The sequence below is a fragment of the uncultured Brachyspira sp. genome (assembly GCF_949287625.1).
In the GTDB taxonomy this organism is placed as follows: Bacteria; Spirochaetota; Brachyspiria; order Brachyspirales; family Brachyspiraceae; genus Brachyspira.
In genome coordinates this window covers 1-25,771 of the sequence record NZ_CASEGO010000004.1, presented here as the reverse complement: position 1 = coordinate 25,771, position 25,771 = coordinate 1, and the positions used below count along the sequence as shown (strand labels likewise).

Genomic DNA, 25,771 nt, shown 5'->3' with positions numbered 1-25,771 from the left:
GTTTTTTACATAATTTTTATATAATTTCTATATATTCTAGTACCTTATCTATTCTATCTACTGCAATATCAGCTCCGTTTTTTAATAACTCTTCTTTGCTGTAAGTATTTGTAATTGCAGCTGTTTTTATACCAGTTTTTTTAGCCCCTATTACTCCTGCAATACTGTCTTCAAATATTATTACATTTTCTTTTTTTATATTATTGTTATATTTTTTTAAAAGTTCAAAAGCATTAAGAAATAAATCTGCTTCAGGTTTTGCTCTTAGTTTTTCATTATGACAGGAATAGTCTTTTATATATTTTGCTATAGATTTTTTTTGAGCCATTCTTTTTACATAATCTATATTACTGTTTGAAGCTATAACAATATCAATATTTTTTAATTTTTCCAATGTTTCAATAACACCGTCAAATGTTTCTAAATCTGTTTCTATTATTTTGTGAAAATAAACTTCTGCTTCTTTGAAAAAATTATCAGGTACATAGTATCCGTTATTTTTTAGAAAATCATATATATCATTAGTTTGATATCCAGCCAATGATTTGAAGTCAAAATCTTTAAGAGCATTCATTTCGGATGCAGTATGAATTAGTGCTTTTGTATATAAACTTTCGCTGTCAACTAAAGTGCCGTCAAAATCAAATATAGCTCCTTTTATTTTTATAATATCCATAGAATTTCCTTAAGAATTTTTATTATCAAGAATTGTATATTTATTTATATCAAAATCAAGAGAAAAAATTAATAAAAAAATTGTATTGTTTGATAATAAATTACATATGTGTTATAATTTTTTTAACAGGCTATTTTATGAAAAATATGATAATCCAATTTTAAAGGAGTATTTTACTATGGGTTTAAAATTAATTATTGCAAAAGATGCTAAAGGAGTAGGAAAAAAAACAGCTTTAGAGATTATTAACTTATTAAAGGTAAAAAAAGATGCAGTTTTAGGTCTTGCTACAGGAGGTACTGCTGAGGCCGTATATCCGTACTTAATAAAGGCGTATGAGAAAAAAGAGATAGATTTTAAAAATGTTAAGTCTGTGAACTTAGATGAGTATAAAGGATTAGACCCAAAAAATGAACAAAGCTACAGATATTTTATGAATAAAAATTTATTTGACCATGTAAATATTGATAAGAAAAATACTTTTGTTCCAAGCGGTATAGGTGAAAAAGAAAAAATATTAGATGATTTTAATAAAAAAATAGAAAAATTCCCTAGAGATATACAATTATTAGGAGTAGGTCCTAATGGTCATATAGCATTTAATGAGCCTGATGAAGTTTTGCATGCAAATGCTTTGTGTGTCAAACTCAATGAAAAAACTATAAAAGCTAATTCAAGATTCTTTGCCTCAGAAAAAGATGTTCCTAGAGAAGCATTCAGTATGGGTATGGGCGGAATATTGAAAGCTAAGAAAATAGTTATAGCTGCTATCGGTAAAGGAAAGGCTTCCGCTATGAAAGAGCTTTTAACTAATGATAAAATTACTACTAAATGTCCCGTTACATTCTTAAAACTTCATAATGATGTAGTTGTTGTTATAGATCAGGAATTGGCTGATGCTATACCAGAACTTCAAGAGAAAAAAGCTAATAAAAAATAATTAAAAAAATAATACTTATAATTAGGGCAGCTTATAATGCTGTCCTTTTTTTATTTTATTCTTTGAAAATGGTTATATTTAAAAATGATATAAATTTAATAAATATAGGATTTCATATATGAAAAAGAAAGCTGTTTTAATAGTGGTAGATAGCTGCGGTGTAGGTGCATTGCCTGATGCAGCTCTATTTGGTGATGAAGGTGTTAATACACTTGCTCATTTAGCCGAAGCTGAAGGCGGAATAAGTCTCCCAAATATGGAGAAAATGGGGCTTGGCAATATTATAGATATAAAGGGAGTTGCCAAAAATAATAATGCTTTAGGATATTATGGAAAGGCTATGGAAACTTCTAAGGCAAAAGATACTACTACCGGACATTGGGAAATAGCAGGGCTTGTTTCAGAAAAACCTTTCAATACATATCCTAATGGTTTTCCAGAAGTTACTATAAAAAAGATAGAAGAGTTTTCAAAAAGAAGGGTAGTATGTAATAAACCTTATTCTGGAACTGAAGTAATAGATGATTATGCAGATGAACAATTAAAAGACGGGGATTTGATAGTATATACTTCTGCCGATTCTGTACTTCAAATTGCAGCTCATGAAGATATAATACCTATAGATGAATTATATAGTATATGCAAAAAAGCTCTTGAAATATGTAATGAATATTCACCTGTAGCAAGAGTTATAGCCCGTCCTTATATAGGAACTAAAGGCAGTTATAAAAGAACAGAAAGAAGACATGATTATTCAGTGCCTCCAAGCGGAGAAACTATGCTTGACAGATTAAAAAATCATAATCTTCCAGTTGTGGGAATAGGAAAAACAAGCGATATATTTGCAGGAGTAGGCATTACCGAAAACAGACTCACAAATAAAAATAATCTTGACGGCATAGAAAAAACTATAAAAGCTATTAAGGAAATTGATGAAGGATTAATATTTACAAATTTGGTTGATTTTGACATGCTTTATGGTCATAGAAGAGATCCTAAAGGATATAAAAATGCTTTGGAAGAGTTTGATAAATATATACCAGAGATAACTGATAATTTGAATGATGATGATTTATTTATTATAACAGCAGACCATGGATGCGATCCTACATACAAAGGAAGCGATCATACAAGAGAGTATATTCCTATATTGGCATATGGAAAAAATTTAAGAAAGAATATCAATATAGGAGTGAAAGAGTCATTTGTATCAATAGCCGCTTCAATAGAAAAATATCTTCTAGGGTGTACAAAATTAGACGGCTGTTTCCTATAATTTTTTAATATCATTTAATAACTGGGAAAAACTATCTCCAGTTATTAATATTTATATATTTGTACTCTTGCATATTTGATAAAGTTTACATTAACTAGAAAGAGCAATAATAAATTATAAAACTTAAAAATTTTTATTATTATCACTTATAATATATTTTGCTTCTTTATATAAATAAATACTATTATAATTATTCATATCTTTAAATCTAAACTCCCAAATTAAATATTCTTTATTTCTTTTTTCAAAAAATAATGTTCTTACATTTTTATTTGTATATTCAGACCATTGTCTGTATGGATAGTATAATTGTCTTATAATAGTGTCTTTAGTTGCTGAGTTTTTAGCTTCTATTAATACAACATTATTTTTACCTTCGTATCCTGCATCAACTTCTGTCTGAACACTCTCAGCTTCTATTAATGTTTTTCCTATATAAAAAGAAAATTTAGGAGTATATTTTCTTCCTCTTATTGTAAGTACAAGAGTATTATCTTCTGTAAAAGTTCTTATTATGCTCGAAGCATAGGCAAAATCTAAATGCTGCATTTCTGAATTTCCTATTTTGGCAGTATCTAAATCGAATTCTAATTTTGAATCATATTTTAAAGCTTTAGAAGTTATATCTGGTATATCAATGTATCCTTCTCCTTTTATTATAGCATATTCTCCATTTTTTATAGGAAGTATAAATAATTTTTTTTCTATAAATATGTCTGGTCTGCTGTCTCTATGATCTTGCTTGCATAAAATCCTTACTTCTTTTTCTGAAGTTGTCTTAAAATCTTTAGTAGCATCTTTTATCATTTTAGCATTAATATAAAATGGTTCTTTATCAAAATTATGATTATTTATATTATATTTATCAAATATAGCTTTCCAAGAATTACTGCTCATAAAAAACTCTCCTTATTATCAATATCATTAAGTCTTTTATTTGTAAGTTCTATATAATTTTCATCTATTTCTATTCCTATATAGTTTCGGGTTCCTATTATTTTACATGCTGCTGCCGTAGTACCAGATCCATTAAAAGGATCCAAAATAGTGTCATTTTCTTTTGTTGATGCTAATATTATTCTAGTTAAAAGTTTCAATGGTTTTTGAGTAGGGTGTTTACCATGTGTTTTTTCACTTTTTGACGGGGCAGATATTGACCATACGCTTCTCATTTGCTTACCCTTTGATTTTAATTTATCATCTTCAAAATCCATATTTTTCATAAGATCATAATTATAATAATGTTTTGCATTTTTATTTTTTTTAGCCCAAATAATAGTTTCATGGCTATGAGTAAATACCTTACAGCTTAAATTAGGTGCGGCATTAGGCTTATACCAAACTATATCATTTAATATATAAAAGCCTAATTTTTCTAATATATATCCGCATTTATATATACTATGATTAGTACCGCTTATCCATATGGTGCCTTCATCTTTCAAAATTCTTCTGCATTTTGATATCCAAGCTTCATGAAAAGCTGTATCTTCTTCAAAACCTAAACTTTTATCCCATTCACCCTTATTTACACTAACCATTTTTCCAGCATGACAAGTTATTCCATTATTTGAAAGATTATAAGGTGGATCAGCAAATATCATATCTATAGAGTTTTCTTCTATAGTATCGAGTACTTCAAGACAATCACCTTTAATTATATTAAAGTTCATATAATTAAAACCTCACTTTTACAGAATTGGCATGTGCTTCTAAACTTTCATGCTCTGCAAAGTTAATTATATTGTCTTTTACTTTTTCTAATGCATCTTTGGTATAGTAAGTTATATAAGATTTTTTTATAAAGTCGTCTACTGATAAAGGAGAAGCAAATTTCGCTGTTCCGCTTGTAGGTATTACATGATTAGCCCCAGATAAATAATCACCCAATGCTTCAGGGGTATAATCACCTAAAAATATAGAACCTGCATTTTTTATTTTGCTTAATACAGAGAAAGGCTCTTTTATACTTATCTCTAAATGCTCTGGTGCTATTTCATTGCTTATATATACTGCTTCATATATAGTTTCAGTTATTATTATTCTGCCGTTATTTTCTATGGATTCCATTGCTATATCCTTACGGCTTAATTTTTCTAACTGTTTATATAATTCCTCTTTTACTTTTTCTGCTATATTTTTACTTGTTGTAATTAATATGCTTGAAGCTAATTTATCATGTTCCGCCTGTGCAAGCATATCAGAGGCTATATGTATTGGATTTGCAGTATCATCTGCTATTATTAATACTTCGCTCGGTCCTGCCACCATATCTATAGATACCTCTCCATATACAAGTCTTTTAGCCATAGCAACATATATATTACCAGGTCCTACTATTTTATATACTTTTGGTATAGACTCTGTGCCGTAACTTAAAGCAGCTATTGCTTGAGCTCCTCCTGTTTTAAATACTTTATTTACTCCAGCTATTTTTGCAGCTGCTAGTATATTATCATTAATTTTTCCTTCTTTGTTTGGAGGAGATACTAGTATTATTTCACTTACTCCAGCTACTTTTGCAGGTATAACATTCATAAGCACTGTTGAAGGATAAACTGCTGTGCCGCCAGGTATATAAACTCCTACTTTTTCTATAGGGTTTACAATCTGCCCCATAACAATGCCTTCTTCTTCATTGGTTATAAAACTGTTTCTTAATTGTTTTTTATGGAATTTTTCTATATTGTTATAGGCTAGTTTTAATGTTTCTTTAAACTTTTCATCAACTCTGTTATAGGCTTCTTCTATTTCTTTTTCTGTTACTCTTAAATTATCTATTTCAGCATTATCAAACATCTTTGCATATTTTTTTAATGCATTATCTCCGTTTTGTTTAACATCTTCAAGTATTGCTTTTACCTTTTCATTAACATCATCATAACTGAATTGGCTTCTAAGTAATATATCATCTAATGATTTGCATTCTTTATAATTAATTACTTTTATCATAATACTAATTCCTTATAAAACTTCTTCTATATTTTTTACTATTTTTTTTATTAAATCATTTTTAAACTTATAACTTACTTTATTAACTATTAATCTTGCACTTATATAATCAATAATATCTTTTATCACTACAAGATTATTTTCTCTTAAAGTGCTTCCAGTCTCTACTATATCAACTATCACATCAGATAAATTGAGAATAGGAGCTAATTCAATAGAACCGTTTAATTTTATTATCTCAACATCTCTGTTTATAGAATTAAAATAATTTTTTGATATATTGACATACTTTGTAGCAACTCTCAATCTTCTCTCAATATCTTCTTTATATCCATTAACAGAAGCCATACAAACCTTACATTTTCCGAATTTCAAATCAAGAAGCTCATATACATCATGATTATTTTCAAGAAGTATATCTTTTCCTACAATACCAATATCAGCAACTCCTTTCTCAACATATATTCCTACATCCGAAGGCTTTACTATAAGGTATCGTACATTTTTATCCTTATTTTCAAATACTAATTTTCTGTTATCTTCCAATAGTTCTTTGTTTTCATATCCTATTTTTTCAAACAGAGTATACACTTTATTTACTAATCTTCCTTTAGGTAATGCTATATTAATCATATTTTATTCTTTATTATTAAATTTATTTACAAAATATTATAATGTATAAGAAATATTTTTTCAAATAGTAATAGAGTTGTTTATAAACTATTTTAATAACTATTCTGATGTATTTATAAAAAACTTCTTGCTAATTTCTTTTGAAAATATGTTATATAGATTTAGGTATAATGAGGTATTTACTTGATAATGCTGCGATATTTATATATGCAGATAAGATAAATGCCTTTTATGTACTTTTTAGTATTGTAAATTAATACAAACTGCTTAAGTAGTTTACTATAATAATTTTAAATGTTAAATACAAAAAAGAGATGCTTAAGAAAACATCTCTTTTTTAGTATTTTCCATAAACCGCTATTCTTTCATAAACCTTGTTTTAATCGTCCCATTTTTGTCCCATTAATTGTCCGTTAGCTGATACAAATAATTCCATCATATTATTAAGTTTTATTTTATAATTACCCCATTCTTTCTCTACATCTATCATTCTAGCCTGAGGATAAGATCTTCTTACTGTATTAGCAACTGCCTGAGGCAATACGCTCATAGGTACTCCATTATATTCTCCGTCTATATTAAGCCAAGTTCCGTTAGCTGAAAAGTCTATAGAAGCTCCGTTTGATAATTTAACTTCAAATTTTCCGCCGTCTCTCTCTACTTTCCATATTTGTGCCTGAGGATAAACTCTTTTTATAAAAGTTCTTGCTTTTTGAGGAAGAGCAGAAGCAGGTACTACCCAATCAGCGAAAAGACTTGAAGTTGAAAATATTGTTAATGTTATTAATAAAGCAAATAATTTTTTAGTCATATTTAATCTCCTTAATTTCTATTAATACCCTGTAAATTATCTTTACAATTATAAGTATAGCAGAAAATATATTAATGTCAATAGAATTTACTTTATTTTTACAATTTTTTTACAGAATAATTATTTTTTTATAATATTATACTACATATAAAACATCGTATAAATATATATATCAAACTTTTATATATGCTAGTAAATATTTTTTACTTTGATGGTCTTTTTTATGTGTTTTTTATAAAAAGTAAGTTAAAAATATCATTTTTACAATCATTTTTAATAAATGTTTTATTAAATAATAAAAAACGTACGGATTTATTTATGAAAAATAAGATTTATTTTGCTATACCAATAATAGCATTAGCATTAATAATAGCAATTTCTTTTTACAGAAGCAGAGATAAATACATAAGGACAACTGTAATAATAAGCGATACAATACTCAATATAACAGCACAAACTTCAGATAAAACTATGAATAAATTAACAGAAGATATTACAAATGAGATTAACAGAATAGATAATATATTAAATCCATATAATGTCAATTCTGAAATAGCTAAAATCAATAAAGAAAGTTTAATCGGTGAAACTAATATAGCATTATCTGATGAGCTTGCACATATATTTGAAACAGGTTTAAGATATTCTAAATTAAGTCCTTCATTTGATATAAGTATAAGACCTTTAATAGAGCTTTGGGGATTCGGAGTTAAAGAAAATCAAACTGTTCCGTTAAAGGAAGATATAGATAATGCTTTGTCATATATAGATTATTCAGCTTTGAATATAATAACAAATGATGATGGTAAAAAAATGTTAAAATTATCAAAGCCATTAACATTTGATTTCGGATCATATGGAAAAGGATATATAATAGAAAAATTAAAAGATGTATTTGCTAAAAATAATATAAAAAATTATTTAATAGATTATGGCGGAGATACATATGCTAATGGAGTAAATAGTAAGGGCAACCCTTGGGTTATAGCGATAAGAAATCCTAGAAATGATGCTGATGGTTATTTAGGATTACTTGAAGCCACAAATTGTACTATAGTTACAAGCGGCGATTATGAAAGATATTTTACTCAGGACGGTACTAATTATCATCATATAATAGATGCTGAAATAGGGTATCCTACCTACAACAGTATATCTGCTACAATAGTACATACCAATGCTGAAGAGGCTGATGCATTATCTACTACAGCATTTTTGATGGGTACTAACTTTTTTACAAATGAATCTTTTAAATATAAAGAGGCTTATATAGTAACTCCAGAAGGAGAGCTTTATATTGTAACTAATGAAAATTTTTAAGTTTATCAACCGCGAGCTCTCCCTCATCTTCGTTCGGGACGCTTCGCGTGCACCTTACCGCACGGTATTGTTTATTCTTATCAAATGTCAACGATACGTGCGGCTGATTATCTATTATTATAAAAAATAAATTCTTTATTTTACATTTTAAACTTATAAAACTTATTTTATTAATAACTGATAATACTTTATATTATTTATAACTTATAATTACATTTATTAATAACTCAAAATTGACAAAGCATATTTGTTTAGGTATATACTAAAAATTTTTAAGTTTATAAATTTTTTATTAAACTTTTGCAAAAGTTGCTGCCGACACCATACCTAACAGTACTTCCTTTGGTTGTAGGAGGATTTCTTCAGCACGCTTCTTGAAATTGCAAGTATTGAAATTATTATCAAATCGTATCAAATCATATTTTAGAATAAATTATCAAATTTATACTAAAATATAACCCTTATCATTTGCAGGCAAAGCTCAGTTATAGAAATAATATATTTTAAATAACTATAAATAATAATAAAATAGTTCTGCAAAAAGTACGATTTTTAATTGTTTATAAATTTCACTTTTTATATATAAGAGTTGTTTATATATAAAAATTAAGTATAATTTTATAAGAGTAAGGTAAATTTACTTATAATTAAATATAATGTGAAGAAAAGTATTGATATTTTTAATTAATATCCTATTATATGATTTTATTTTCTAATAATATTTGGTAATGTGTTAAAAAAACTTGATAAAATAATATTTTTTCATATTTTCTTGACAATCGTATTATTATTTATATACTTTTAAATAAAGGGGGGGATTATATGCCTAAAAAAGTAAAAAAATTAAATCTAAAAAAAACTAATAATATGTTAACCGAACATAAACTTGATGATGGAACAATAGTAAAACTTAATCCTACAGTTACAAGAATAGTATTGTTTGATAATAAAAATAAAGTTAATTAACAATTATACTAGAGTGTTATTATCAAATATATATTTTTGTTTATAATTATATTCTGTATTATATTCATCAGTATATATGTCTGTTCTTACTTTCTTTCCTTCTCTTATAAAACTATGTACTTTATTTAATAATTCTTTTTCATCACCGCTTTTGTATAGTATTAATATATCAAAGTCATATTCATTTTTTTCTGTATTCTTTTTGTATAATTTATCCATATAAACAGCAAAGCCTATAGCATTCTTTTTATTTTTTTTATTTTGTGTATGAGCATTGAATTTTTCTAATAATTTATCGTATCTTCCGCCTGAAAGTACGGCATCATTATTACCTTTTATATATCCTTTAAAAATTATTCCGTTATAGTATCCTAATTTGCTTTCTATGGAGAAATCTAAAAGTATATTTTCAAAGTTATTATAGTTTTCAAATACTCCTAATAGGCTTTTTAATTCATCATATGCCTGCTGCATTTTATTATTTATTATTATATTTTCTATTTTTTCTAATACTTCTTTATAGTTTCCAGATATGTCTATTAAGGATATGATATAGTTTTTTAATTTATCATCTATATTATTTGATATTAATGTTTTTTCTAAATCATGTTTATTTTTGCTGTATATTAATTTAAGAGTTTCTAATTTTTTATCTTCATCTAGGTTAAGTTCATCTATTAAAGCGGACATGAAATCTATACTTGATATTTCTAGTATATATTCTTTATTTATTGTCTTTAAACTATCTATTGCCATACTTATAATTTCTAAGTTTGAATATTTAGTTAAAGTTCCTATTATTTCAACTCCTACCTGCTGTATTTCTTCATACTCATTTGAAACTTCATCTATTTTATAAATATCTTCTATGTAGTATAATTTTTTTGTGTATTTATCATTATCTTTTAGAACGTTTTTCACTATAGATAATGTAACATCTGGTCTTAATGACTGAAGATTTCCATTGAGATTCATAAATGTTAATATATGTTCAGTTTGAAGAAAATCTTTATAATTATTATATAAGTTATAATCTTCAAATTTGCTTAATTTTATTTTTTTATATCCGTACTCTTCATATATTTTTGTTAATTTAGAAACTATAGTATTTTCATTCATAATATGTATTTCTTCTTTTTTTAATTTTTAGAATTATTTTGGAAAGTATTATAATCTAAAAATAAAAAAATCACCATATATAGTAATTAAAAATATTTATTTAAATAAATTTTACAATGATAAAAATTAAGTATTGACTTATTAATTTTTTTTAATATACTAAAATTTTATATATAAAAAAAGAGATTATTTTATGAAGAAATATTTATTTATATTATCATTTATGTTCATAGTGTTATTTTCAGAGCAGGAATGCAAAGGACCAGACGGAGACAGTAAACCCACTCCTTTTAGAAAAGAATCAGCTTCTATTGGGTACAAATATTATTTGGATATAGAAGGTATTTTTTACAGCATAATAATATTTTCAGGCATTGCTTTGCCTTTACTTTATATAGTTAATAAAAAAATTGACTGATAAAATATATTTTTTGGAGATAAGTTATGATAAATATAGAAGATTTAGTTGATGTAGCAGATGCCAATATAAAAGAAGATGATTGGGAATTGTATAAAGTATTTAAGCCTATGAAAGTTTTCGGCAAGCATTTGGAAACATTATTTGATATAGGTATACATAAGGTTTGGAAACTTGAGGATATTATTAATAATTTGAAATCTCATATTAATATATTATCAGACTCAAGAGAGGAACTTAAAAATGCCTATGGGGACTTTATGTTTAAAGATGTAGATGATGATTGGTATAATAACATAGATATATATAAAATACTGATAAAAATAAATGAAGACGGCAGCATAGAGTCAAGAGTAGAATGCGGCGATGATGAAAACACATTCAATGTGTATTTTAGAAATAATGATATAGTAAATATTATGGAATCTAATATAAGATAGCAGATCTTCTTTAATTTTATATTTTTATATAGGATAATATTAATAAATAACCTATAAAGATGCTGTGTTTATAGATATATGTACTCGTTTATTCTTTTGCCATAGGCATTTATTATTCTCTCAAGTAATAGTAGTTTTTTTGTAATCACTATAGAATTATATAAACATTAATTTAAATTATTATATAATAATATCATTATACATAAATATAAAATTGCAGCATGTATATCACTTAAGCCCATATCATTAAAAGCAGTTTATAAAGAATAGGAAGAAGTACAACAGTTAAAGCTCCTGCAACTCCTATAGCAAGACCAGACATAGCTCCTTCTGTCTCTCCCATTTCTATAGCTTTACTTGTTCCCACGGCATGCGAAGATGTTCCTATTGCAAGACCTATGGCTAGAGGCGATTTTATTCTAAATAACTTGCATACAAATGGGGCAATTATAGCACCAACCACTCCAGAAATAATAACAGATAAAACAGTAATAGATCTCATTCCTCCCATATTAGCAGTAATATCTACGGCAATTGCAGTTGTAACTGATTTTGTTAATAGAGAAGGGAATAACTCTTCAGATATACCAAGTAATTTTGCTGATATGAATATGCCAGTTATTCCTATAGAACTTCCTATTGCTATACTTATTAATATAACAGCCAGATTTGCTTTAAGTATAGGCAGGTTTCTGTATATAGGAAGTGCAAGTACAACAGTTGCAGGTCCTACAAGAGCATTTATAAATTTACCGCCGCTTTCATTATATACACTGTATGGTACTTTCATAAAGTATAGAGAAAACCCTACTAATATTACGCTGGTTACTAGAGGGGTAAGTATAGGAAGTTTAGTTTTTATGTATATAGTATATGATATTATGTATGCTATTAAAGTTATTACTATTGGTATTATAGGATTTTGTATAAACAGTTCTTTCATAATTAATCTCCTAACTAATTTAGTATTATTTTCTCAATTTTGATAATAATTTTTCAAATATTTGTGCAGATAATCCAGTAGCAGCCATAATAACTACTACCATAAATACACATATGATTACAAAAGGTATAATTTCATCTTTTACATATTTGTATTCGTCCATTATAGCCAAAGTACCTGGTATAAAAAGCATTGACATATTTGCTATTAAGATATCGCTTGCTTCGTCTATATGATTTTCTTTTATTATTCCAAGCATAAGCAGTATAAAGAGAAGTATCATTCCTATTACATTACCTGGTATTGGAAGTTTTAATGTTTTGCTTAAAATATCAGCAATAGAGTATATAGAAAAAATGATTGTAAATTGTTTAATGAGTTTCATATTTAATTTTCCGTTTAAAAAAAATTTGCTATAAATTATATATATATCTTATCTGTTTTTCAATAGTTTAATACTGTTAAAAATAATGTTTTTATAGTTTTTATATAAAAATATTATTTTTGTATTTAGTTATTGACATAAATTATTTTTGGGTATATAATAGGATACCTTGTAAATTATAGGTGATATAAATTTGAGGAGCTAACAATGGCAGGTGCTAAAGTAAAAACCGAACAAATACATCTTCAATGTACAGAATGTAAAAGAAAAAATTATATAACAACTAAAAATAAACAAAATGTACCAGAAAAATTGGAACTAAAAAAATATTGTCCTCATGATAAAAAACATACAATTCATAAGGAATTAAAAGTATCAAGATAAATACTTCTTTTTTAAGAATATATTTATAAATTTTGGGTCAGTAGTTCAATTGGTAGAGCACCGGTCTCCAAAACCGGGTGTTGCAGGTTCGACTCCTGTCTGACCTGAATAATTCTTAATTATTAAAAAATAATTTAAGGTAAGCTTTATGGCAGATAAAAAGAAAAATAGTTTTTTGAATTCTATACAGGAAATTAAAAAAGAGCTTTTTGAAAGAAGTGTATGGCCTACTCGTCAGGATGTTATAAATCAAACAGTTGTTGTTATAATTTTACTTATAGCGGCTTCTGTTTTTTTGGGTGCTGCTGACTATGTTTTTACATTTGTGGTTAGAGCTTTGTTAGACGGTTCTGTTTTGGGCGGATTGATATCTTCAAAAATTACATTGGTATTGATATTGGCTGTAGTTGTTTTGTTTGTAATATATTTTGCTATTCGCTACATGAGAAAAAATAGATATAATAGGTGAAAAATATGTCTGAAGAAATGGCTGATATAAAAGATTATAAATGGTATATAGTTCATACTCAGCATGGTTATGAAAATAAAGTTCGTGAACGTATAGAAAAAAGAGCTAAAGAAAATGGTATGACTGATTTAATAGTTGATATATATATACCTTCTGAAACTGTAACTTCTACAAAGAATGGAAAGAAAGTATCGAAAGAAGAATTTTTTTATCCAGGATATGTTTTAGTAAAAATGATAATGAATGATGCAACACAGTCTATGGTTAGACGTACTCCTGGTGTTGCAGGATTTATAGGCAGTCATGCTACAACTAAAGAAGAGGGTAATATAATACCTACTCCTTTAAGTGAAGCAGATGTTGCCCGTATATTTGAAAATAGAGATGAAAAATCTAAAACAGAGATAAATGAAATTATAGGAATGGAATTTGATATAGGTGAAAAGGTTCAGGTAATAGACGGACCTTTCAATGGTTTGAACGGAGTTATAGAAAATATTAATTCTGATAAGGGAAAAGTAACTGTAAAAATAGAAATATTCGGCAGAAGTACTCCTACAGAATTAGAGTTTAATAAGGTAAAGAAATTATAAAAATAAATAAATCAAGAGGTAGTAAAAATGGCTAAAAGAGTAGTTGGTATTGTAAAGGTTCGCATACCGGGAGGAGAGGCAACACCTGCTCCGCCATTAGGACCAGCATTAGGTCAGAAGCAGATACAAATAGCCGCTTTCGTTAAGGATTTTAATGCAAAAACTTCTAAAATGAAAGGGCAGATATTAAATACCTATATAACAGTATATGAAGATAAAACATATACTTTTGTTACTAAAGGTACATCTACTTCTACTTTAATTAAGAAAAAATTGGGCATAGAGAAAGGTTCTGGAGAGCCTAATAAAACTAAAGTTGCTACAATTAATCAAAAGCAGCTTGAAGAAATAGCTCAGGAAAAAATGGCTTATATGTCAGCTAATGATATAGAAGCAGCAAAAAAGATAGTTGCGGGTACAGCTCGTGCTATGGGTATAAAAGTAGAATAATATTTTAAGAGGCATACCATTTATTGATTAGAATAAATGGAAGTAGACGTTTGAAAGAAAAGGAAGAAAATAATTATGGCAGCAAAAGAAAAGAAAATAGGTGGCAAACGTTACGACGCTATACGTAAGCAAGTAGAGAGATTAAAACTCTATTCAGTAGAAGAGGCTATTGATTTAGCTAAGAAAAACGCTACCTGTAAATTTGATGAAACTATTGAGGTAACAATAAACCTTAATATATTACCGAAACACTCAATAAGAGATACATTATCATTCCCAAATGCATTTGGTAAAGAAAAAAGAGTAGTAGTATTTGCTCAAGGTGAGAAAGCTGATGAGGCAAAAGCAGCAGGAGCTATGGAAGTTGGTTTTGAAGATTTGATAGATAAAGTTAAAGGCGGATATACTGACTTTGATGTTGCTATTTCTACACCAGATTTGATGAAAGAAGTAGGTAAATTAGGACAAATTCTCGGAAGAAAAGGTCTTATGCCTAACCCAAAAACAGGAACAGTTACACTTGATATAGCTCAGGCTGTAAAAAGTTTCAAAGCTGGAAGAATGGAATACAGAGCTGATAAAAATGGTATAGTAAGAATGGGTATCGGTAAGGCTTCTATGAATGCTTCTCAATTAAATGAAAATTTCAAAGCATTCTATGATGAAATTTTAAGAAAAAAACCTACAGATTTGAAAGGCGAATACATTAAAGCAGTAGGCGTAACATCTACAATGGGTGTAGGTATAAAAATAGATCATAAAAAAATCAAAATGTAATTAATTTAGCGATAAACCTGTTTTGTTTTTAGCGAAGTCATATTTTGTGATCCCATTATATGAATAGTTACGGCGAAATGGTTTAATATAATAGAGGTGGTAGTATGCCTAATAAGAAAAACATTGAAACAGTATCATTTCTTAAAGAAAGTATAGGCGGCTGTGCAGGATTGGTATTCTTCGATTACAGAGGAGTAACAGTATCTCAGCTTACAGATTTAAGACGTGAATTAGCTAAGACTTCTTCTTCAATGAAAATATGTAAAAACTCTTTGGTTGATATTGCTTTAAAAGAGTTAGGCAGAGAAGTAAAAGATGAAATGTTTGTCAATCCTACAGCAGTAGTATTTGCTAAGGAAGATGTACCAGGTGCAGCTAAAGTAATAAGCGAAGCATCTAAGAAAAATGACAAAATAAAAATCAAAGGCGGCTATATGGGTGAAGATTTACTTGACCCAGCACAAGTACAAGTTGTAGCAAATATTCCGCCAAGAGAAGTTTTGCTTTCTCATCTTGTTACAGCACTCGAGTCTCCTATATCAAGTTTTGCAAACAGCTTGCAAAGCATTATATCAGAGCTTGCTTATGTGCTTGACAGTGTTGAAGAAGAAAAGAAAAAATCAGCTTAATATGCTGAAAAATTATTAAAAACTAAAGAAAATTATTAAACAATTTTTAAGGAGATAAACAATGGCTTTAAGTAAAGAAGAAATATTACAAGCAATAGAAGAAATGAAAGTTATCGAGCTTCATGAATTAGTAGAAGCTATTAAAGAAAAATTTAATGTAACAGCAGCTATGCCAGTTGCAGCAGTAGCAGCAGCTCCAGCAGGCGGTGCAGCAGCTCCAGCAGAAGAAGAAAAAAATGAATTTGATATCATTCTTACAGGTTTTGAAGCTGATAAAAAAATCGCTCTTATTAAAGAAGTTAGAGCAGTTAGCGGCTTAGGCTTAAAAGAAGCTAAAGATGCAGTAGAAAAAGGCGGAGAAACTATCAAATCAGGCGTTTCTAAAGATGAAGCAGCAGCAATCAAAAAACAATTAGAAGCTGCAGGCGGTAAAGTTGAAGTTAAATAATTATTTTTGTAAATATATCATTAACATTTAATGATTTAAATATTAAGAAGGGTATGATACGCTTGTACCCTTCTTATTACTGTTTTTGTCAATTCAATTATAAAAAGCGTTTAATTGTGGAGATCTTTTAATATGGCCAATAACATTCCGATAGATAATAAAGTATATCCAGAACGAGGGGTAGAGTTCGCAAAGAAATATAGGATAGAAAATGGACGTGTAAACTTTTCACGTTCGGCTTCCGTAATAGAACCTCCTGATCTCCTCGCTATACAGAAAGAGTCATACGAGAGCTTCCTTCAAAAGGATGTACCTGAAAATAAAAGAAAAAATGAAGGATTGCAGGAAGTATTAACCTCTATATTTCCTATAGTGGCTTCCAATGAAAAAATGCAGATAGAGTTTATATCATACTCTATAGGTGAGCCTAAAATTACAGAAAAAGAAGCCAGAAGGAGAGATAAAACTTACGCTTATCCTTTTAAAATAAAAGTTCAATTAACTGTAAGAGACCCAGAAAGAATTATAGAACAAGAAATTTTTGTAGGCGATATACCTGCTATGACCGACAGAGGCACATTTATCATTAATGGTGCTGAACGTGTTGTAGTTTCTCAAATTCACAGATCTCCTGGTGTTGTTTTCAATAGAAGTGACAGAGATGCTATGTTTGTAGCTAAAATCATTCCAGACAGAGGTACTTGGCTTGAATTTGAGCTTGATACCAAAAAAGACATTATGTATGTTAGAATAGACAGAAAGAAAAAACTTCCTGTTACAGTATTTTTAAGAGCTATTGGTATCACAACTAATGAAGAAATTTTGAAATTATTTTATGAAGTAGATAATATATCATTAGAAAAACTTTCAGATGATGAAAAGAAAGAAGCCCTAATAGGAAGACGTTCTTATTCTACAGTATTTGATACAGAAAACCCAGATGAAATTATATTAAACCCAGGTGAGCTTATCAATACAAACCTTGCTGAAAGACTTTTAATGAGCGGAATTAAAGAAATATCAGTATTAAATATGGAAGCAATAAAAGATAATGTTACTATAATTAATACTTTAGATAAAGATACTACTAAAAATCAAGAAGAAGCATGTACAAAAATATATAATGTTATAAGACCAGGGGAACCTGCCTTAATAGAAAACGTTGTAAGAACATGTAATGACTTGGTATTTGATCCTAAATTATATGCTTTAGGAGATGTAGGACGTTATAAAATCAATAAAAGATTAAACTTCCCTGAAAGCGAACAGGATAAAGTTTTAAGACATAAAGATATAATAGAAACTATTCGTTTTTTAATAAAAGTATTTATTAATGAAGAACAGTTAGATGATATAGATCACTTAGGAAACAGACGTGTAAGAAGCGTAGGAGAATTGCTTGCTATACAAATAAAAGCTGGGTTTACTAGAATGGAGCGTATAGCCAAAGAAAGAATGCAAATGCAGGATATGGAAGCAGTAACTCCTCAGTCACTTGTAAGCATTAAACTTATACAGGCTGTAATAAAAGAGTTTTACGGCACAAGCCAATTATCTCAGTTTATGGATCAGAACAATCCATTATCAGAGATTACACATAAAAGAAGATTAAATGCTTTAGGTCCGGGAGGTCTTACTAGAGACAGAGCTGGTTTTGAAGTAAGAGACGTACACCATACTCACTATGGTAAAATATGTCCTATTGAAACTCCTGAAGGACCAAATATCGGACTTATAGTTTCACTTGCTACTTATGCTAAAATTAATAAACATGGATTCTTAGAAACTCCATACAGAAAAGTAATTGACGGAAAAGTAACAGATGAAATAGAATACTTAACAGCACATGATGAGGAGAGATACCATATTGCTGATGCTAATGCTCCTTTAAATGAAGACGGAACATTTAAAGAAAATCTTATATCAACAAGATACAGAAGTGAATTCCCATATTCTTCACCAGATCAGGTTCAGTATATGGACGTTTCACCTCAGCAGATAGTTTCTCTTTCAAGCTCATTAATACCATTCTTAGAGCATGACGATGCTAACAGAGCTTTGATGGGTTCAAACATGCAGCGTCAAAGTGTTCCTTTGCTTTATCCGGAAGCTCCTATAGTGGGAACAGGTGTAGAGGCAAAAATCTGTCAGCCTGGTACTGGAATAGCAGTACATGCAAAAAGAGCTGGAAAGGTTATAAAAGTTGTACATGATGAAATCATAATTAAACCTACAAAACAAAACAGTGATGATGATTTTGATGTTTATGAATTAGTAAAATATCAAAGAACTAACCAAGACACTAATTATCACCAAAGACCTGTAGTAAATGTAGGCGATGTAGTTAAGGCTGGAGGTCTTTTAGCCGACGGACCTGCAACTGATCATGGTGAGTTAGCACTTGGAAGAAATGTTTTAGCTGCTTTCATGATTTTTGAAGGATACAACTTTGAGGACGCTATACTTTTAAGCAGAAGATTAGTTCAGGAAGATGTATTTACTTCTATCCACATAGAAGAGTTTTCTGTAGAAGCTCGTGAAACAAAATTAGATAAAGAAAATATTACTAGAGATATACCTAATGTATCAGATTCTGCTTTCAAAAACTTAGATGAAAGAGGTATTGTAAGAATAGGTGCTAAAGTAAAAGCAGGCGATATATTAGTAGGTAAAGTAACTCCAAAAGGAGAAACTGAAATAACTCCGGAATACAGACTTCTTCACTCAATATTCGGTGAAAAGGCAAGAGATGTAAAAGATACTTCTTTAAGAGTGCCTCATGGTAAAGAGGGTACTGTTATAGATGTAAGAGTATACAGCAGAGAAAACGGAGATGAATTGAAGCCGGGAGTTGAGGAAGTAGTAAAAGTATTCTTAGCTAAAAAACGTATAATACAGGAAGGCGATAAAATGGCAGGTCGTCACGGTAACAAAGGGGTTGTTGCTAGAATTATGCCAATAGAAGATATGCCTTTCTTGGAAGATGGTACTCCAGTAGATATATGTCTTAACCCATTAGGTGTACCTTCACGTATGAATATAGGTCAGGTAATTGAGATGCTGCTCGGCTGGTCTGGTCATAAAATGGGACTTAAATATGCTTGTCCTGTATTTGAAGGACCAAAAGAAGAGGCTTTGAGAGAAGCATTTGTTACAAGCGGTATGAATCCTAATGGAAAGGTTCGACTTTATGACGGAAGAACAGGCGAGCCTTTCAAAAATGAAGTAGCTGTAGGATACATGTACATGCTTAAACTTAATCACTTAGTTGAAGATAAAGTACATGCCAGAAGTACAGGACCTTACTCACTTGTTACTCAGCAGCCTTTGGGAGGTAAATCTCAGTTCGGAGGTCAGCGTTTAGGAGAGATGGAAGTTTGGGCATTAGAGGCTTACGGAGCTGCAAATATGCTTCAAGAGTTCTTAACTGTTAAATCAGATGATATGACAGGACGTGCTAGAATATACGAATCTATTGTTAAAGGCGATGTTATATCTTCTCCGGGTATACCAGAAAGCTTTAACGTATTAGTTCAGGAACTTAGAGGTTTGGGTCTTAATATTACTATTCATGATGAAGAGGGCAATCAGCTTCCTTCTACTGAAAAAGAGCTTAGACAAAAAACTAAAAAGAAAACACAGATTTTTAAATAATTAGGAGAAGTTTAAGTATATGCAATTTTCAAACTTTGACCAAATAAAAATTAGTATAGCAAGTCCTCAGGTTATGAGAGAATGGAGTTATGGTGAGGTAAAAAAACCTGAAACTATCAACTATAGAACTTTAAGACCTGAAAGAGACGGACTTTTTTGTGAAAAGATATTCGGAACTACTAAAGAATATGAATGTTACTGCGGTAAGTTTAAAAGTATTCGTTATAAAGGCGTAGTTTGCGATAAATGCGGTGTTGAAGTTACTCATTTTAAGGTAAGACGTGAGAGAATGGGGCATATAGAATTGGCTGCTCCTGTTGCTCATATTTGGTATTATAGAAACACTCCTTCAAGAATAGGACTTCTTCTTAATATGAATATTGCTCATTTAAGAAGTGTACTTTATTTTGAAAGATATGTTGTTATTGATGCAGGCGACAGTGCCTATTCAAAAGGCGATCTTTTAACTGAAGATGAATATAATGAGGCTTTAGACAGATATGGCGATAATATAAGGATAGGTATAGGTGCTGAGGGCATACGTGATATGCTTAAAGACCTTGATATGGACGAAGAGATTAGAAAACTCAGAGAAGAGATGATTAAAAAAGGGGAGAAGAGCGACAGACGTTTGAGAAAGCGTCTTGAAATCTTTGAAGACTTTAAGGCTAGCGGAAATGATCCTACTTGGATGATACTTGATGTAGTGCCTGTAATTCCTCCAGATTTAAGACCTATGGTTCAGCTTGACGGCGGACGTTTCGCTACTTCAGACTTGAATGATCTCTACAGAAGAGTTATTAATAGAAACATACGTTTAAGAAGATTATTAGTTTTAAGAGCTCCTGACATCATTATAAGAAATGAAAAAAGAATGCTTCAGGAGGCTGTTGATGCTTTATTTGACAACAGCAGACGTAAAAAAGTAGTTAAGGGTCCGGGTAACAGACCTTTAAAATCGCTTTCTGACATGCTTAAAGGTAAGCAGGGTCGTTTCAGACAAAACCTTTTGGGTAAACGTGTTGACTATTCAGGCCGTTCTGTTATTGTTGCTGGTCCTAGACTTAAAATGCATCAATGCGGTCTTCCTAAAAAAATGGCTGTTGAATTATTCAAACCATTTATTATGAAAAAATTAGTTGAAATTAATTCAGCTCATAATATAAAATCTGCAAAAAGATTTGTAGAAGAGGGCAGAGAAGAAGTTTGGGGCGTATTAGAAGAAATAGCTAAAGAGCACCCAGTTTTATTAAACAGAGCTCCTACACTTCACAGACTTGGTATTCAGGCATTTGAACCAGTACTTGTTGAAGGAAAAGCTATTCAGCTTCACCCATTAGTTTGTCACGCTTACAATGCTGACTTTGACGGCGACCAGATGGCAGTTCATACTCCGCTTTCTGCTGAGGCTCAGATTGAGGCTTGGACTTTGATGCTTGCCCCTCATAATATATTAAACCCTGCAAACGGAGAGCCTATTGTTAACCCTACTCAGGATATAGTACTTGGTATTAGTTATTTAACCAAACTAAGAACTGGTATTAAAGGTGAGGGAAAAATATTCTCTTCTCCTAAAGATGCTCTTCTTGCTTATGATAATAATTTGGTTGAGCTTGAAGCTAGAATTAAAGTACTAATGAAAAATAAAGACGGTGAAGAACAATTCCTTGAAACTTCTGTTGGAAGATTAAAATTTAATGAGGTTATTCCAGAAGATTTTAGATTCCAAAACAGAGATTTTAACAGTAAAGATTTAGCTAAATTTATTCATGAAGTATATTTAAAACATGGTACAGCTGTGACTGTTAATATGCTTGATGATATTAAAGAACTTGGATATAAGAGTGCTACTGTATTTGGTTCTACTATTTCTATAGCGGATATACTTATACCGCCAATGAAAAAGCATGAAATAGAAGAAGCTACAAAACAGGTAGAGAATATTGAAACACAGTATCAGAATGGTGTTATTACTACAGATGAGAAAAAGCAGAAAGTTATCGACCTTTGGACTACTGTTGAAGGTAAAATAACTGAAGCTATGATGGATAATTTAAGACAAGACCAAGACGGATTTAATCCAGTATATATAATGGCAGACTCTGGAGCTAGAGGTTCTAAGCAGCAGATAAGACAGCTTGCTAGTATGAGGGGACTTATGGCTAAACCTTCAGGTGAAATTATTGAGCTTCCTATTATATCTAACTTTAAAGAAGGTCTTACTGTACAAGAATACTTTATTTCTACTCACGGTGCTAGAAAAGGTCTTGCTGATACTGCATTAAAAACTTCTAATGCTGGTTATCTTACTAGAAGGTTAGTAGACGTTGCTATAGGAGTTGTTGTTTCTGAGCATGACTGCGGTACTGTTAAAGGTATTGAAATAGAAGCTATAAAATCTGGGGACGAAATTATTGATCCTCTTAAAAACCGTATAGTTGGTTTCTTCAGTAATGAATATATTTATCACCCAGTTACTAAAGAACTTATTTGTCCTGCTAATACTGAAATTACTGAAGAGATTGGGGACATTATAGAAAAAGCTGGTATAGAAAAAATAAGAATAAGACACCCTCTTACTTGTGAAAGCAGAATGGGTGTTTGTCAGAAATGTTATGGAAGAAGTTTATCTACTAATAATCTTGCTTCTATTGGGGAGGCTGTTGGTGTTGTTGCTGCTCAAAGTATTGGTCAGCCTGGTACTCAGCTTACAATGAGAACTTTCCACATCGGCGGTGTTGCTACTCAGATGGTTGAAGAAAATGAAGTTAAAGTTAATTATCCTATATATATAGAACAATTCTCAAACTATGTTGTTCAGCCTAATGGTGTGAAAATTACTGCTAGAAAGGGTGATTTGATTATAAGACGTGTACTCGAAAAATTTGAGAAAAATACTATAAAAGAATTATTGGTTGAAAATAATGCTAAGGTTCTTATAGGAGACGTTATTGCAAATACTAAAGATGGAAGTGAAATAAAAGCTACTCATAATGGTACTTTGATAGTTACTGATGATGATAAATATGTAATGATTACAGGTGTTAAACACTCTATTGCTATTAAAGTAGGAAGTGAATATAAAGTTGATGAACATGTATTTATAGAACCTAATACTGTTATAGCCAGCTTTGATACTTATAACGAGCCTATCATCTCTGAAAAATCAGGTATTGTAAGATGGCAGGATATTAACCCTGGAAGAACTTTAGTTGAATCTATAGATGAGCAGACTGGAAACGTAACTAATATCATTCAGGAGTTTAAAGATGCCAGTATGCAGCCTAAAATATTGATTACAGGCGAGGGCGATCCTTTTGAAACAGATATACCTAATGGTGCTCAGCTTATGGTTGAAAATAACCAAAAAGTTGAAATAGGTGAGGTTATAGCTAAAACTACTCGTATACAGCAGAAAAGTAGGGATATTACTGGAGGTCTTCCTAGAGTACAGGAATTACTTGAAGCTCAGAAACCTAAAGATACTGCTATTATTGCTGGTATTGACGGTGAGGTTGAAATAGGCGGTTCTCATAAGGGTAAAAAAGTAGTTAAAATCAGAAATGAATTTGATGAAACTAAGCATTTAGTTCCTCATGGTAAAATGCTTCTTGTAAGAAACGGAGACTATGTAAAAACTGGTACTCAGTTATGTGCTGGTAAAATAAATCCTCATGACATACTAGAAACTCAGGGAGATTTGGCTTTACAGACTTATTTGCTTGAAGAGATTCAAGGAGTATATAAGCAGCAGGGTGTAGGTATTAATGATAAGCACTTCGCTCTTATAATAAGACAGATGTTAAGAAGACTTGAAATTACTGATCCGGGTGACACTAAATATATTGTAGGTCAGTATGTAGATAAATATGAGTTTGAAGAAGAAAATAAACGCTATGAAGAAGCAGGCGGTTCTCCTGCAAGCGGTAAGCCTGTACTTTTAGGATTAACTAAGGCTGCTTTAAATACTGAAAGCTTTATATCTTCTGCTTCTTTCCAAGAAACTACTAAAGTTTTAACTAATGCTGCTATTAAAGGAAAAGTTGATAAACTTCTTGGACTTAAAGAAAATGTTATTATAGGGCATTTGATACCTGCAGGTACTGGTGTTAAATTATATAATAAATTGCATGTTTATAACAAACATAGCGGCGATTTAGATAAAAAAGATAATGTAGAAACTACCGATAAAGAAGAAGAGGTTATGCAAATAACTGTATAAATAATTTATTAAAGAGGTTTTCATTATAATATGAGAACCTCTTTTTATAATTTCTAATATTTTCAAATAATAAAGTGTAATAAAAAATGATAAACAAAATTAATAAAATGCCTTTGGCTCTTACTGGTTTGGCACTAGGTGTAGGCGGTATATTTAATGCTTGGACTATATTTACTGGTATTAAATATTTTGCTTATATTGGTGCTGTAATCTCATCTATTTTAATACTTACAATCATAACTAAAATATTTTCATCATTTGGTGCTTTTCTTAATGATTTAGAACACCCAGTTGCAGGGAGTACTATTCCTACTCTTGATATGGCTGTTATGGTTATATCATCTTCTGTCGTACAGTTTGTAAGACCTCTTGGTATAGCTATGTGGGTTATTGCAATCGCTGTACATATAATATTTGCTTTTACATTTATAGTACATAGGATTAACTTAAAAGATTTACAGCATATGCTGCCTAGCTGGTTTGTTCCGCCTATTGGTATAGTTGTTGCCACAGTTTCTGGTGCTAATATGGGGGTTCCTCAAGTATCCCAGATAATAGTTTATATAGGAACTGCTCTTTATATTATAATATTTCCTTTTATATTTTATAGAATTATTTTTCATGAGCCTTTGCCTGATGACAGATTTCCTGCTTTTGCTGTAATGGGTGCTCCTGCCAATCTTTGTTTATGCGGTTATTTAACAGCTTTTCAAACTTACAATACAGCTTTGCTTAATTTTCTTTTGGCTTTGGGATTATTTACCACATTTAAGGTTTATTTATCTCTTATAAGGGCTTTTAGAATTAAGTTTATACCTCTATTTGCAGCTTATACTTTCCCTTTGGCTGTTGGTGCTCAGGCTTTGCTTAAATATGCCAATTATTCAAAAAGTATTAATGGCGGGTATTCTTATATATGGAGCGGTATAGCTATATTTGAGCTTATAATAGCAAGTATGATGATACTTTATGTATTTATTAATATGATGTTTTTTGTTCATAATAATGTTATAAAAGAAAATAAATAATACTATTATAATGCTTAAAATTTTTAATTTTGTCAATTTTTTATTCAACTTTTGGCGAATCCCAAAGCAAAAAGTGCAAGTATTAAAATTAGTATTAAATAGTACTAATTAAGTATTACCTGTATGATAAATTACTAAATTTAGTATATACCTAAACAAATATAGTTTGTCAATTTTCAAACAGATGAAAATTCTCTGCTAATGCTATTGATAGTTCTTTTTTCCACTTATTACTTTT

Annotated in this window: 25 protein-coding genes and 1 tRNA gene; 17 read left to right on the top strand and 9 right to left on the bottom strand. The window is 29.8% G+C overall.

Features of this window, described 5'->3' with window-relative positions:
- Positions 1 to 16: 16 nt before the first annotated feature.
- Entirely contained in the window at positions 17 to 676 is a 660-nt protein-coding gene (locus tag Q1X91_RS01745; protein WP_300752777.1) for an HAD family phosphatase, read from the bottom strand.
- A 178-nt stretch (positions 677 to 854) separates the two neighbouring features.
- On the opposite strand from Q1X91_RS01745, the gene Q1X91_RS01740 reads away from it, so the two are divergent.
- Both Q1X91_RS01740 and Q1X91_RS01735 read left to right on the top strand, forming a co-directional pair.
- On the top strand, positions 855 to 1,616 hold the full coding sequence (locus tag Q1X91_RS01740; RefSeq protein ID WP_300752776.1) for a glucosamine-6-phosphate deaminase: 762 nt from the start codon (positions 855 to 857) through the stop codon (positions 1,614 to 1,616).
- Between the two features lie 118 nt (positions 1,617 to 1,734).
- Positions 1,735 to 2,892 carry a phosphopentomutase gene (locus tag Q1X91_RS01735; protein ID WP_300752774.1) on the top strand — a complete coding sequence of 386 codons (1,158 nt, stop codon included), beginning with the start codon at positions 1,735 to 1,737 and terminating at the stop codon, positions 2,890 to 2,892.
- Positions 2,893 to 3,015: 123 nt separating this feature from the next.
- On the opposite strand, the gene Q1X91_RS01730 is transcribed toward Q1X91_RS01735, so the two are convergent.
- The 5 genes from Q1X91_RS01730 to Q1X91_RS01710 form a co-directional block, all read right to left on the bottom strand.
- Positions 3,016 to 3,789: a hypothetical protein gene (locus tag Q1X91_RS01730; RefSeq protein ID WP_300752772.1), complete on the bottom strand. Its 774-nt coding sequence runs from the start codon at positions 3,787 to 3,789 to the stop codon at positions 3,016 to 3,018.
- Positions 3,786 to 4,565: a site-specific DNA-methyltransferase gene (locus Q1X91_RS01725; protein WP_300752770.1), complete on the bottom strand. Its 780-nt coding sequence runs from the start codon at positions 4,563 to 4,565 to the stop codon at positions 3,786 to 3,788. Before Q1X91_RS01725 ends, Q1X91_RS01730 begins: the two co-directional genes overlap by 4 nt.
- A 4-nt stretch (positions 4,566 to 4,569) precedes the next feature.
- The gene (gene hisD, locus Q1X91_RS01720) at positions 4,570 to 5,844 is read right to left on the bottom strand and encodes a histidinol dehydrogenase (RefSeq protein ID WP_300752767.1); all 1,275 of its coding nucleotides are present in this window, start codon (positions 5,842 to 5,844) and stop codon (positions 4,570 to 4,572) included.
- A 12-nt stretch (positions 5,845 to 5,856) separates the two neighbouring features.
- Positions 5,857 to 6,477 (bottom strand): ATP phosphoribosyltransferase, encoded by a 621-nt coding sequence (gene hisG, locus Q1X91_RS01715; RefSeq protein WP_096735847.1) that lies wholly within the window; start codon positions 6,475 to 6,477, stop codon positions 5,857 to 5,859.
- A 379-nt stretch (positions 6,478 to 6,856) separates the two neighbouring features.
- Entirely contained in the window at positions 6,857 to 7,288 is a 432-nt protein-coding gene (locus tag Q1X91_RS01710) for a PepSY-like domain-containing protein (protein WP_300752722.1), read from the bottom strand.
- Between the two features lie 318 nt (positions 7,289 to 7,606).
- On the opposite strand from Q1X91_RS01710, the gene Q1X91_RS01705 reads away from it, so the two are divergent.
- Both Q1X91_RS01705 and Q1X91_RS01700 read left to right on the top strand, forming a co-directional pair.
- On the top strand, positions 7,607 to 8,608 hold the full coding sequence (locus Q1X91_RS01705; RefSeq protein ID WP_300752720.1) for an FAD:protein FMN transferase: 1,002 nt from the start codon (positions 7,607 to 7,609) through the stop codon (positions 8,606 to 8,608).
- Positions 8,609 to 9,430: 822 nt separating this feature from the next.
- A complete protein-coding gene (locus Q1X91_RS01700) occupies positions 9,431 to 9,574 on the top strand; it encodes a hypothetical protein (RefSeq protein WP_020004940.1) in 144 nt (47 codons plus the stop codon).
- A 3-nt stretch (positions 9,575 to 9,577) separates the two neighbouring features.
- Here Q1X91_RS01700 and Q1X91_RS01695 read toward each other — a convergent pair whose 3' ends face one another.
- Positions 9,578 to 10,693 carry an ATP phosphoribosyltransferase regulatory subunit gene (locus Q1X91_RS01695; RefSeq protein ID WP_300752718.1) on the bottom strand — a complete coding sequence of 372 codons (1,116 nt, stop codon included), beginning with the start codon at positions 10,691 to 10,693 and terminating at the stop codon, positions 9,578 to 9,580.
- A gap of 193 nt (positions 10,694 to 10,886) precedes the next feature.
- Here Q1X91_RS01695 and Q1X91_RS01690 point away from each other — a divergent pair, with 193 nt between their 5' ends.
- Both Q1X91_RS01690 and Q1X91_RS01685 read left to right on the top strand, forming a co-directional pair.
- On the top strand, positions 10,887 to 11,111 hold the full coding sequence (locus Q1X91_RS01690) for a hypothetical protein (RefSeq protein ID WP_300752716.1): 225 nt from the start codon (positions 10,887 to 10,889) through the stop codon (positions 11,109 to 11,111).
- 26 nt (positions 11,112 to 11,137) lie between these two features.
- A complete protein-coding gene (locus Q1X91_RS01685) occupies positions 11,138 to 11,551 on the top strand; it encodes a hypothetical protein (protein WP_300752714.1) in 414 nt (137 codons plus the stop codon).
- 232 nt (positions 11,552 to 11,783) lie between these two features.
- Here Q1X91_RS01685 and Q1X91_RS01680 read toward each other — a convergent pair whose 3' ends face one another.
- Entirely contained in the window at positions 11,784 to 12,494 is a 711-nt protein-coding gene (locus Q1X91_RS01680) for an LrgB family protein (RefSeq protein WP_300752713.1), read from the bottom strand.
- 25 nt (positions 12,495 to 12,519) lie between these two features.
- Positions 12,520 to 12,879 (bottom strand): CidA/LrgA family protein, encoded by a 360-nt coding sequence (locus Q1X91_RS01675; protein WP_300752711.1) that lies wholly within the window; start codon positions 12,877 to 12,879, stop codon positions 12,520 to 12,522.
- A 207-nt stretch (positions 12,880 to 13,086) separates the two neighbouring features.
- Here Q1X91_RS01675 and rpmG point away from each other — a divergent pair, with 207 nt between their 5' ends.
- The 11 genes from rpmG (at position 13,087) to Q1X91_RS01620 (ending at position 25,533) form a co-directional block, all read left to right on the top strand.
- Positions 13,087 to 13,263, top strand: coding sequence for a 50S ribosomal protein L33 (rpmG, locus tag Q1X91_RS01670; protein WP_008723772.1), 177 nt, complete (start codon positions 13,087 to 13,089; stop codon positions 13,261 to 13,263).
- Between the two features lie 34 nt (positions 13,264 to 13,297).
- Positions 13,298 to 13,370: transfer RNA gene (locus Q1X91_RS01665), tRNA-Trp, on the top strand.
- A gap of 41 nt (positions 13,371 to 13,411) precedes the next feature.
- A complete protein-coding gene (gene secE, locus Q1X91_RS01660; RefSeq protein WP_300752709.1) occupies positions 13,412 to 13,732 on the top strand; it encodes a preprotein translocase subunit SecE in 321 nt (106 codons plus the stop codon).
- A 5-nt stretch (positions 13,733 to 13,737) separates the two neighbouring features.
- The gene (gene nusG / locus Q1X91_RS01655; protein WP_300752707.1) at positions 13,738 to 14,325 is read left to right on the top strand and encodes a transcription termination/antitermination protein NusG; all 588 of its coding nucleotides are present in this window, start codon (positions 13,738 to 13,740) and stop codon (positions 14,323 to 14,325) included.
- A 27-nt stretch (positions 14,326 to 14,352) separates the two neighbouring features.
- Positions 14,353 to 14,775, top strand: a complete 423-nt coding sequence (gene rplK / locus Q1X91_RS01650) for a 50S ribosomal protein L11 (protein WP_020004949.1) — start codon at positions 14,353 to 14,355, stop codon at positions 14,773 to 14,775.
- 75 nt (positions 14,776 to 14,850) lie between these two features.
- On the top strand, positions 14,851 to 15,552 hold the full coding sequence (rplA, locus tag Q1X91_RS01645; protein WP_300752705.1) for a 50S ribosomal protein L1: 702 nt from the start codon (positions 14,851 to 14,853) through the stop codon (positions 15,550 to 15,552).
- A 104-nt stretch (positions 15,553 to 15,656) separates the two neighbouring features.
- Complete coding sequence (rplJ, locus tag Q1X91_RS01640; protein ID WP_020004950.1) at positions 15,657 to 16,181, top strand: 50S ribosomal protein L10; 525 nt, start codon at positions 15,657 to 15,659, stop codon at positions 16,179 to 16,181.
- 61 nt (positions 16,182 to 16,242) lie between these two features.
- Positions 16,243 to 16,629, top strand: coding sequence for a 50S ribosomal protein L7/L12 (gene rplL / locus Q1X91_RS01635; protein WP_013114408.1), 387 nt, complete (start codon positions 16,243 to 16,245; stop codon positions 16,627 to 16,629).
- 132 nt (positions 16,630 to 16,761) lie between these two features.
- Positions 16,762 to 20,283 (top strand): DNA-directed RNA polymerase subunit beta, encoded by a 3,522-nt coding sequence (rpoB, locus tag Q1X91_RS01630; protein WP_300752700.1) that lies wholly within the window; start codon positions 16,762 to 16,764, stop codon positions 20,281 to 20,283.
- Between the two features lie 19 nt (positions 20,284 to 20,302).
- Positions 20,303 to 24,505 carry a DNA-directed RNA polymerase subunit beta' gene (gene rpoC / locus Q1X91_RS01625; RefSeq protein ID WP_300752699.1) on the top strand — a complete coding sequence of 1,401 codons (4,203 nt, stop codon included), beginning with the start codon at positions 20,303 to 20,305 and terminating at the stop codon, positions 24,503 to 24,505.
- A gap of 86 nt (positions 24,506 to 24,591) precedes the next feature.
- A complete protein-coding gene (locus tag Q1X91_RS01620) occupies positions 24,592 to 25,533 on the top strand; it encodes a TDT family transporter (protein ID WP_300752697.1) in 942 nt (313 codons plus the stop codon).
- The last annotated feature ends 238 nt before the right edge of the window (positions 25,534 to 25,771 follow it).

What these genes read in the sequence shown, in the direction of transcription:
- rplK (WP_020004949.1), top strand. Translation starts at nt 14,353, where the DNA reads ATGGCTAAAAGAGTAGTTGGTATTGTAAAGGTTCGCATACCGGGAGGA.
- Q1X91_RS01730 (WP_300752772.1), bottom strand. Translation starts at nt 3,789, where the DNA reads ATGAGCAGTAATTCTTGGAAAGCTATATTTGATAAATATAATATAAAT.
- hisD (WP_300752767.1), bottom strand. Translation starts at nt 5,844, where the DNA reads ATGATAAAAGTAATTAATTATAAAGAATGCAAATCATTAGATGATATA.
- secE (WP_300752709.1), top strand. Translation starts at nt 13,412, where the DNA reads ATGGCAGATAAAAAGAAAAATAGTTTTTTGAATTCTATACAGGAAATT.
- Q1X91_RS01620 (WP_300752697.1), top strand. Translation starts at nt 24,592, where the DNA reads ATGATAAACAAAATTAATAAAATGCCTTTGGCTCTTACTGGTTTGGCA.
- rplL (WP_013114408.1), top strand. Translation starts at nt 16,243, where the DNA reads ATGGCTTTAAGTAAAGAAGAAATATTACAAGCAATAGAAGAAATGAAA.
- Q1X91_RS01735 (WP_300752774.1), top strand. Translation starts at nt 1,735, where the DNA reads ATGAAAAAGAAAGCTGTTTTAATAGTGGTAGATAGCTGCGGTGTAGGT.
- rplJ (WP_020004950.1), top strand. Translation starts at nt 15,657, where the DNA reads ATGCCTAATAAGAAAAACATTGAAACAGTATCATTTCTTAAAGAAAGT.
- Q1X91_RS01710 (WP_300752722.1), bottom strand. Translation starts at nt 7,288, where the DNA reads ATGACTAAAAAATTATTTGCTTTATTAATAACATTAACAATATTTTCA.
- rplA (WP_300752705.1), top strand. Translation starts at nt 14,851, where the DNA reads ATGGCAGCAAAAGAAAAGAAAATAGGTGGCAAACGTTACGACGCTATA.
- rpoC (WP_300752699.1), top strand. Translation starts at nt 20,303, where the DNA reads ATGCAATTTTCAAACTTTGACCAAATAAAAATTAGTATAGCAAGTCCT.
- Q1X91_RS01680 (WP_300752713.1), bottom strand. Translation starts at nt 12,494, where the DNA reads ATGAAAGAACTGTTTATACAAAATCCTATAATACCAATAGTAATAACT.
- hisG (WP_096735847.1), bottom strand. Translation starts at nt 6,477, where the DNA reads ATGATTAATATAGCATTACCTAAAGGAAGATTAGTAAATAAAGTGTAT.
- rpoB (WP_300752700.1), top strand. Translation starts at nt 16,762, where the DNA reads ATGGCCAATAACATTCCGATAGATAATAAAGTATATCCAGAACGAGGG.
- Q1X91_RS01740 (WP_300752776.1), top strand. Translation starts at nt 855, where the DNA reads ATGGGTTTAAAATTAATTATTGCAAAAGATGCTAAAGGAGTAGGAAAA.
- Q1X91_RS01705 (WP_300752720.1), top strand. Translation starts at nt 7,607, where the DNA reads ATGAAAAATAAGATTTATTTTGCTATACCAATAATAGCATTAGCATTA.
- Q1X91_RS01700 (WP_020004940.1), top strand. Translation starts at nt 9,431, where the DNA reads ATGCCTAAAAAAGTAAAAAAATTAAATCTAAAAAAAACTAATAATATG.
- Q1X91_RS01695 (WP_300752718.1), bottom strand. Translation starts at nt 10,693, where the DNA reads ATGAATGAAAATACTATAGTTTCTAAATTAACAAAAATATATGAAGAG.
- Q1X91_RS01690 (WP_300752716.1), top strand. Translation starts at nt 10,887, where the DNA reads ATGAAGAAATATTTATTTATATTATCATTTATGTTCATAGTGTTATTT.
- Q1X91_RS01745 (WP_300752777.1), bottom strand. Translation starts at nt 676, where the DNA reads ATGGATATTATAAAAATAAAAGGAGCTATATTTGATTTTGACGGCACT.
- Q1X91_RS01675 (WP_300752711.1), bottom strand. Translation starts at nt 12,879, where the DNA reads ATGAAACTCATTAAACAATTTACAATCATTTTTTCTATATACTCTATT.
- Q1X91_RS01685 (WP_300752714.1), top strand. Translation starts at nt 11,138, where the DNA reads ATGATAAATATAGAAGATTTAGTTGATGTAGCAGATGCCAATATAAAA.
- rpmG (WP_008723772.1), top strand. Translation starts at nt 13,087, where the DNA reads ATGGCAGGTGCTAAAGTAAAAACCGAACAAATACATCTTCAATGTACA.
- nusG (WP_300752707.1), top strand. Translation starts at nt 13,738, where the DNA reads ATGTCTGAAGAAATGGCTGATATAAAAGATTATAAATGGTATATAGTT.
- Q1X91_RS01725 (WP_300752770.1), bottom strand. Translation starts at nt 4,565, where the DNA reads ATGAACTTTAATATAATTAAAGGTGATTGTCTTGAAGTACTCGATACT.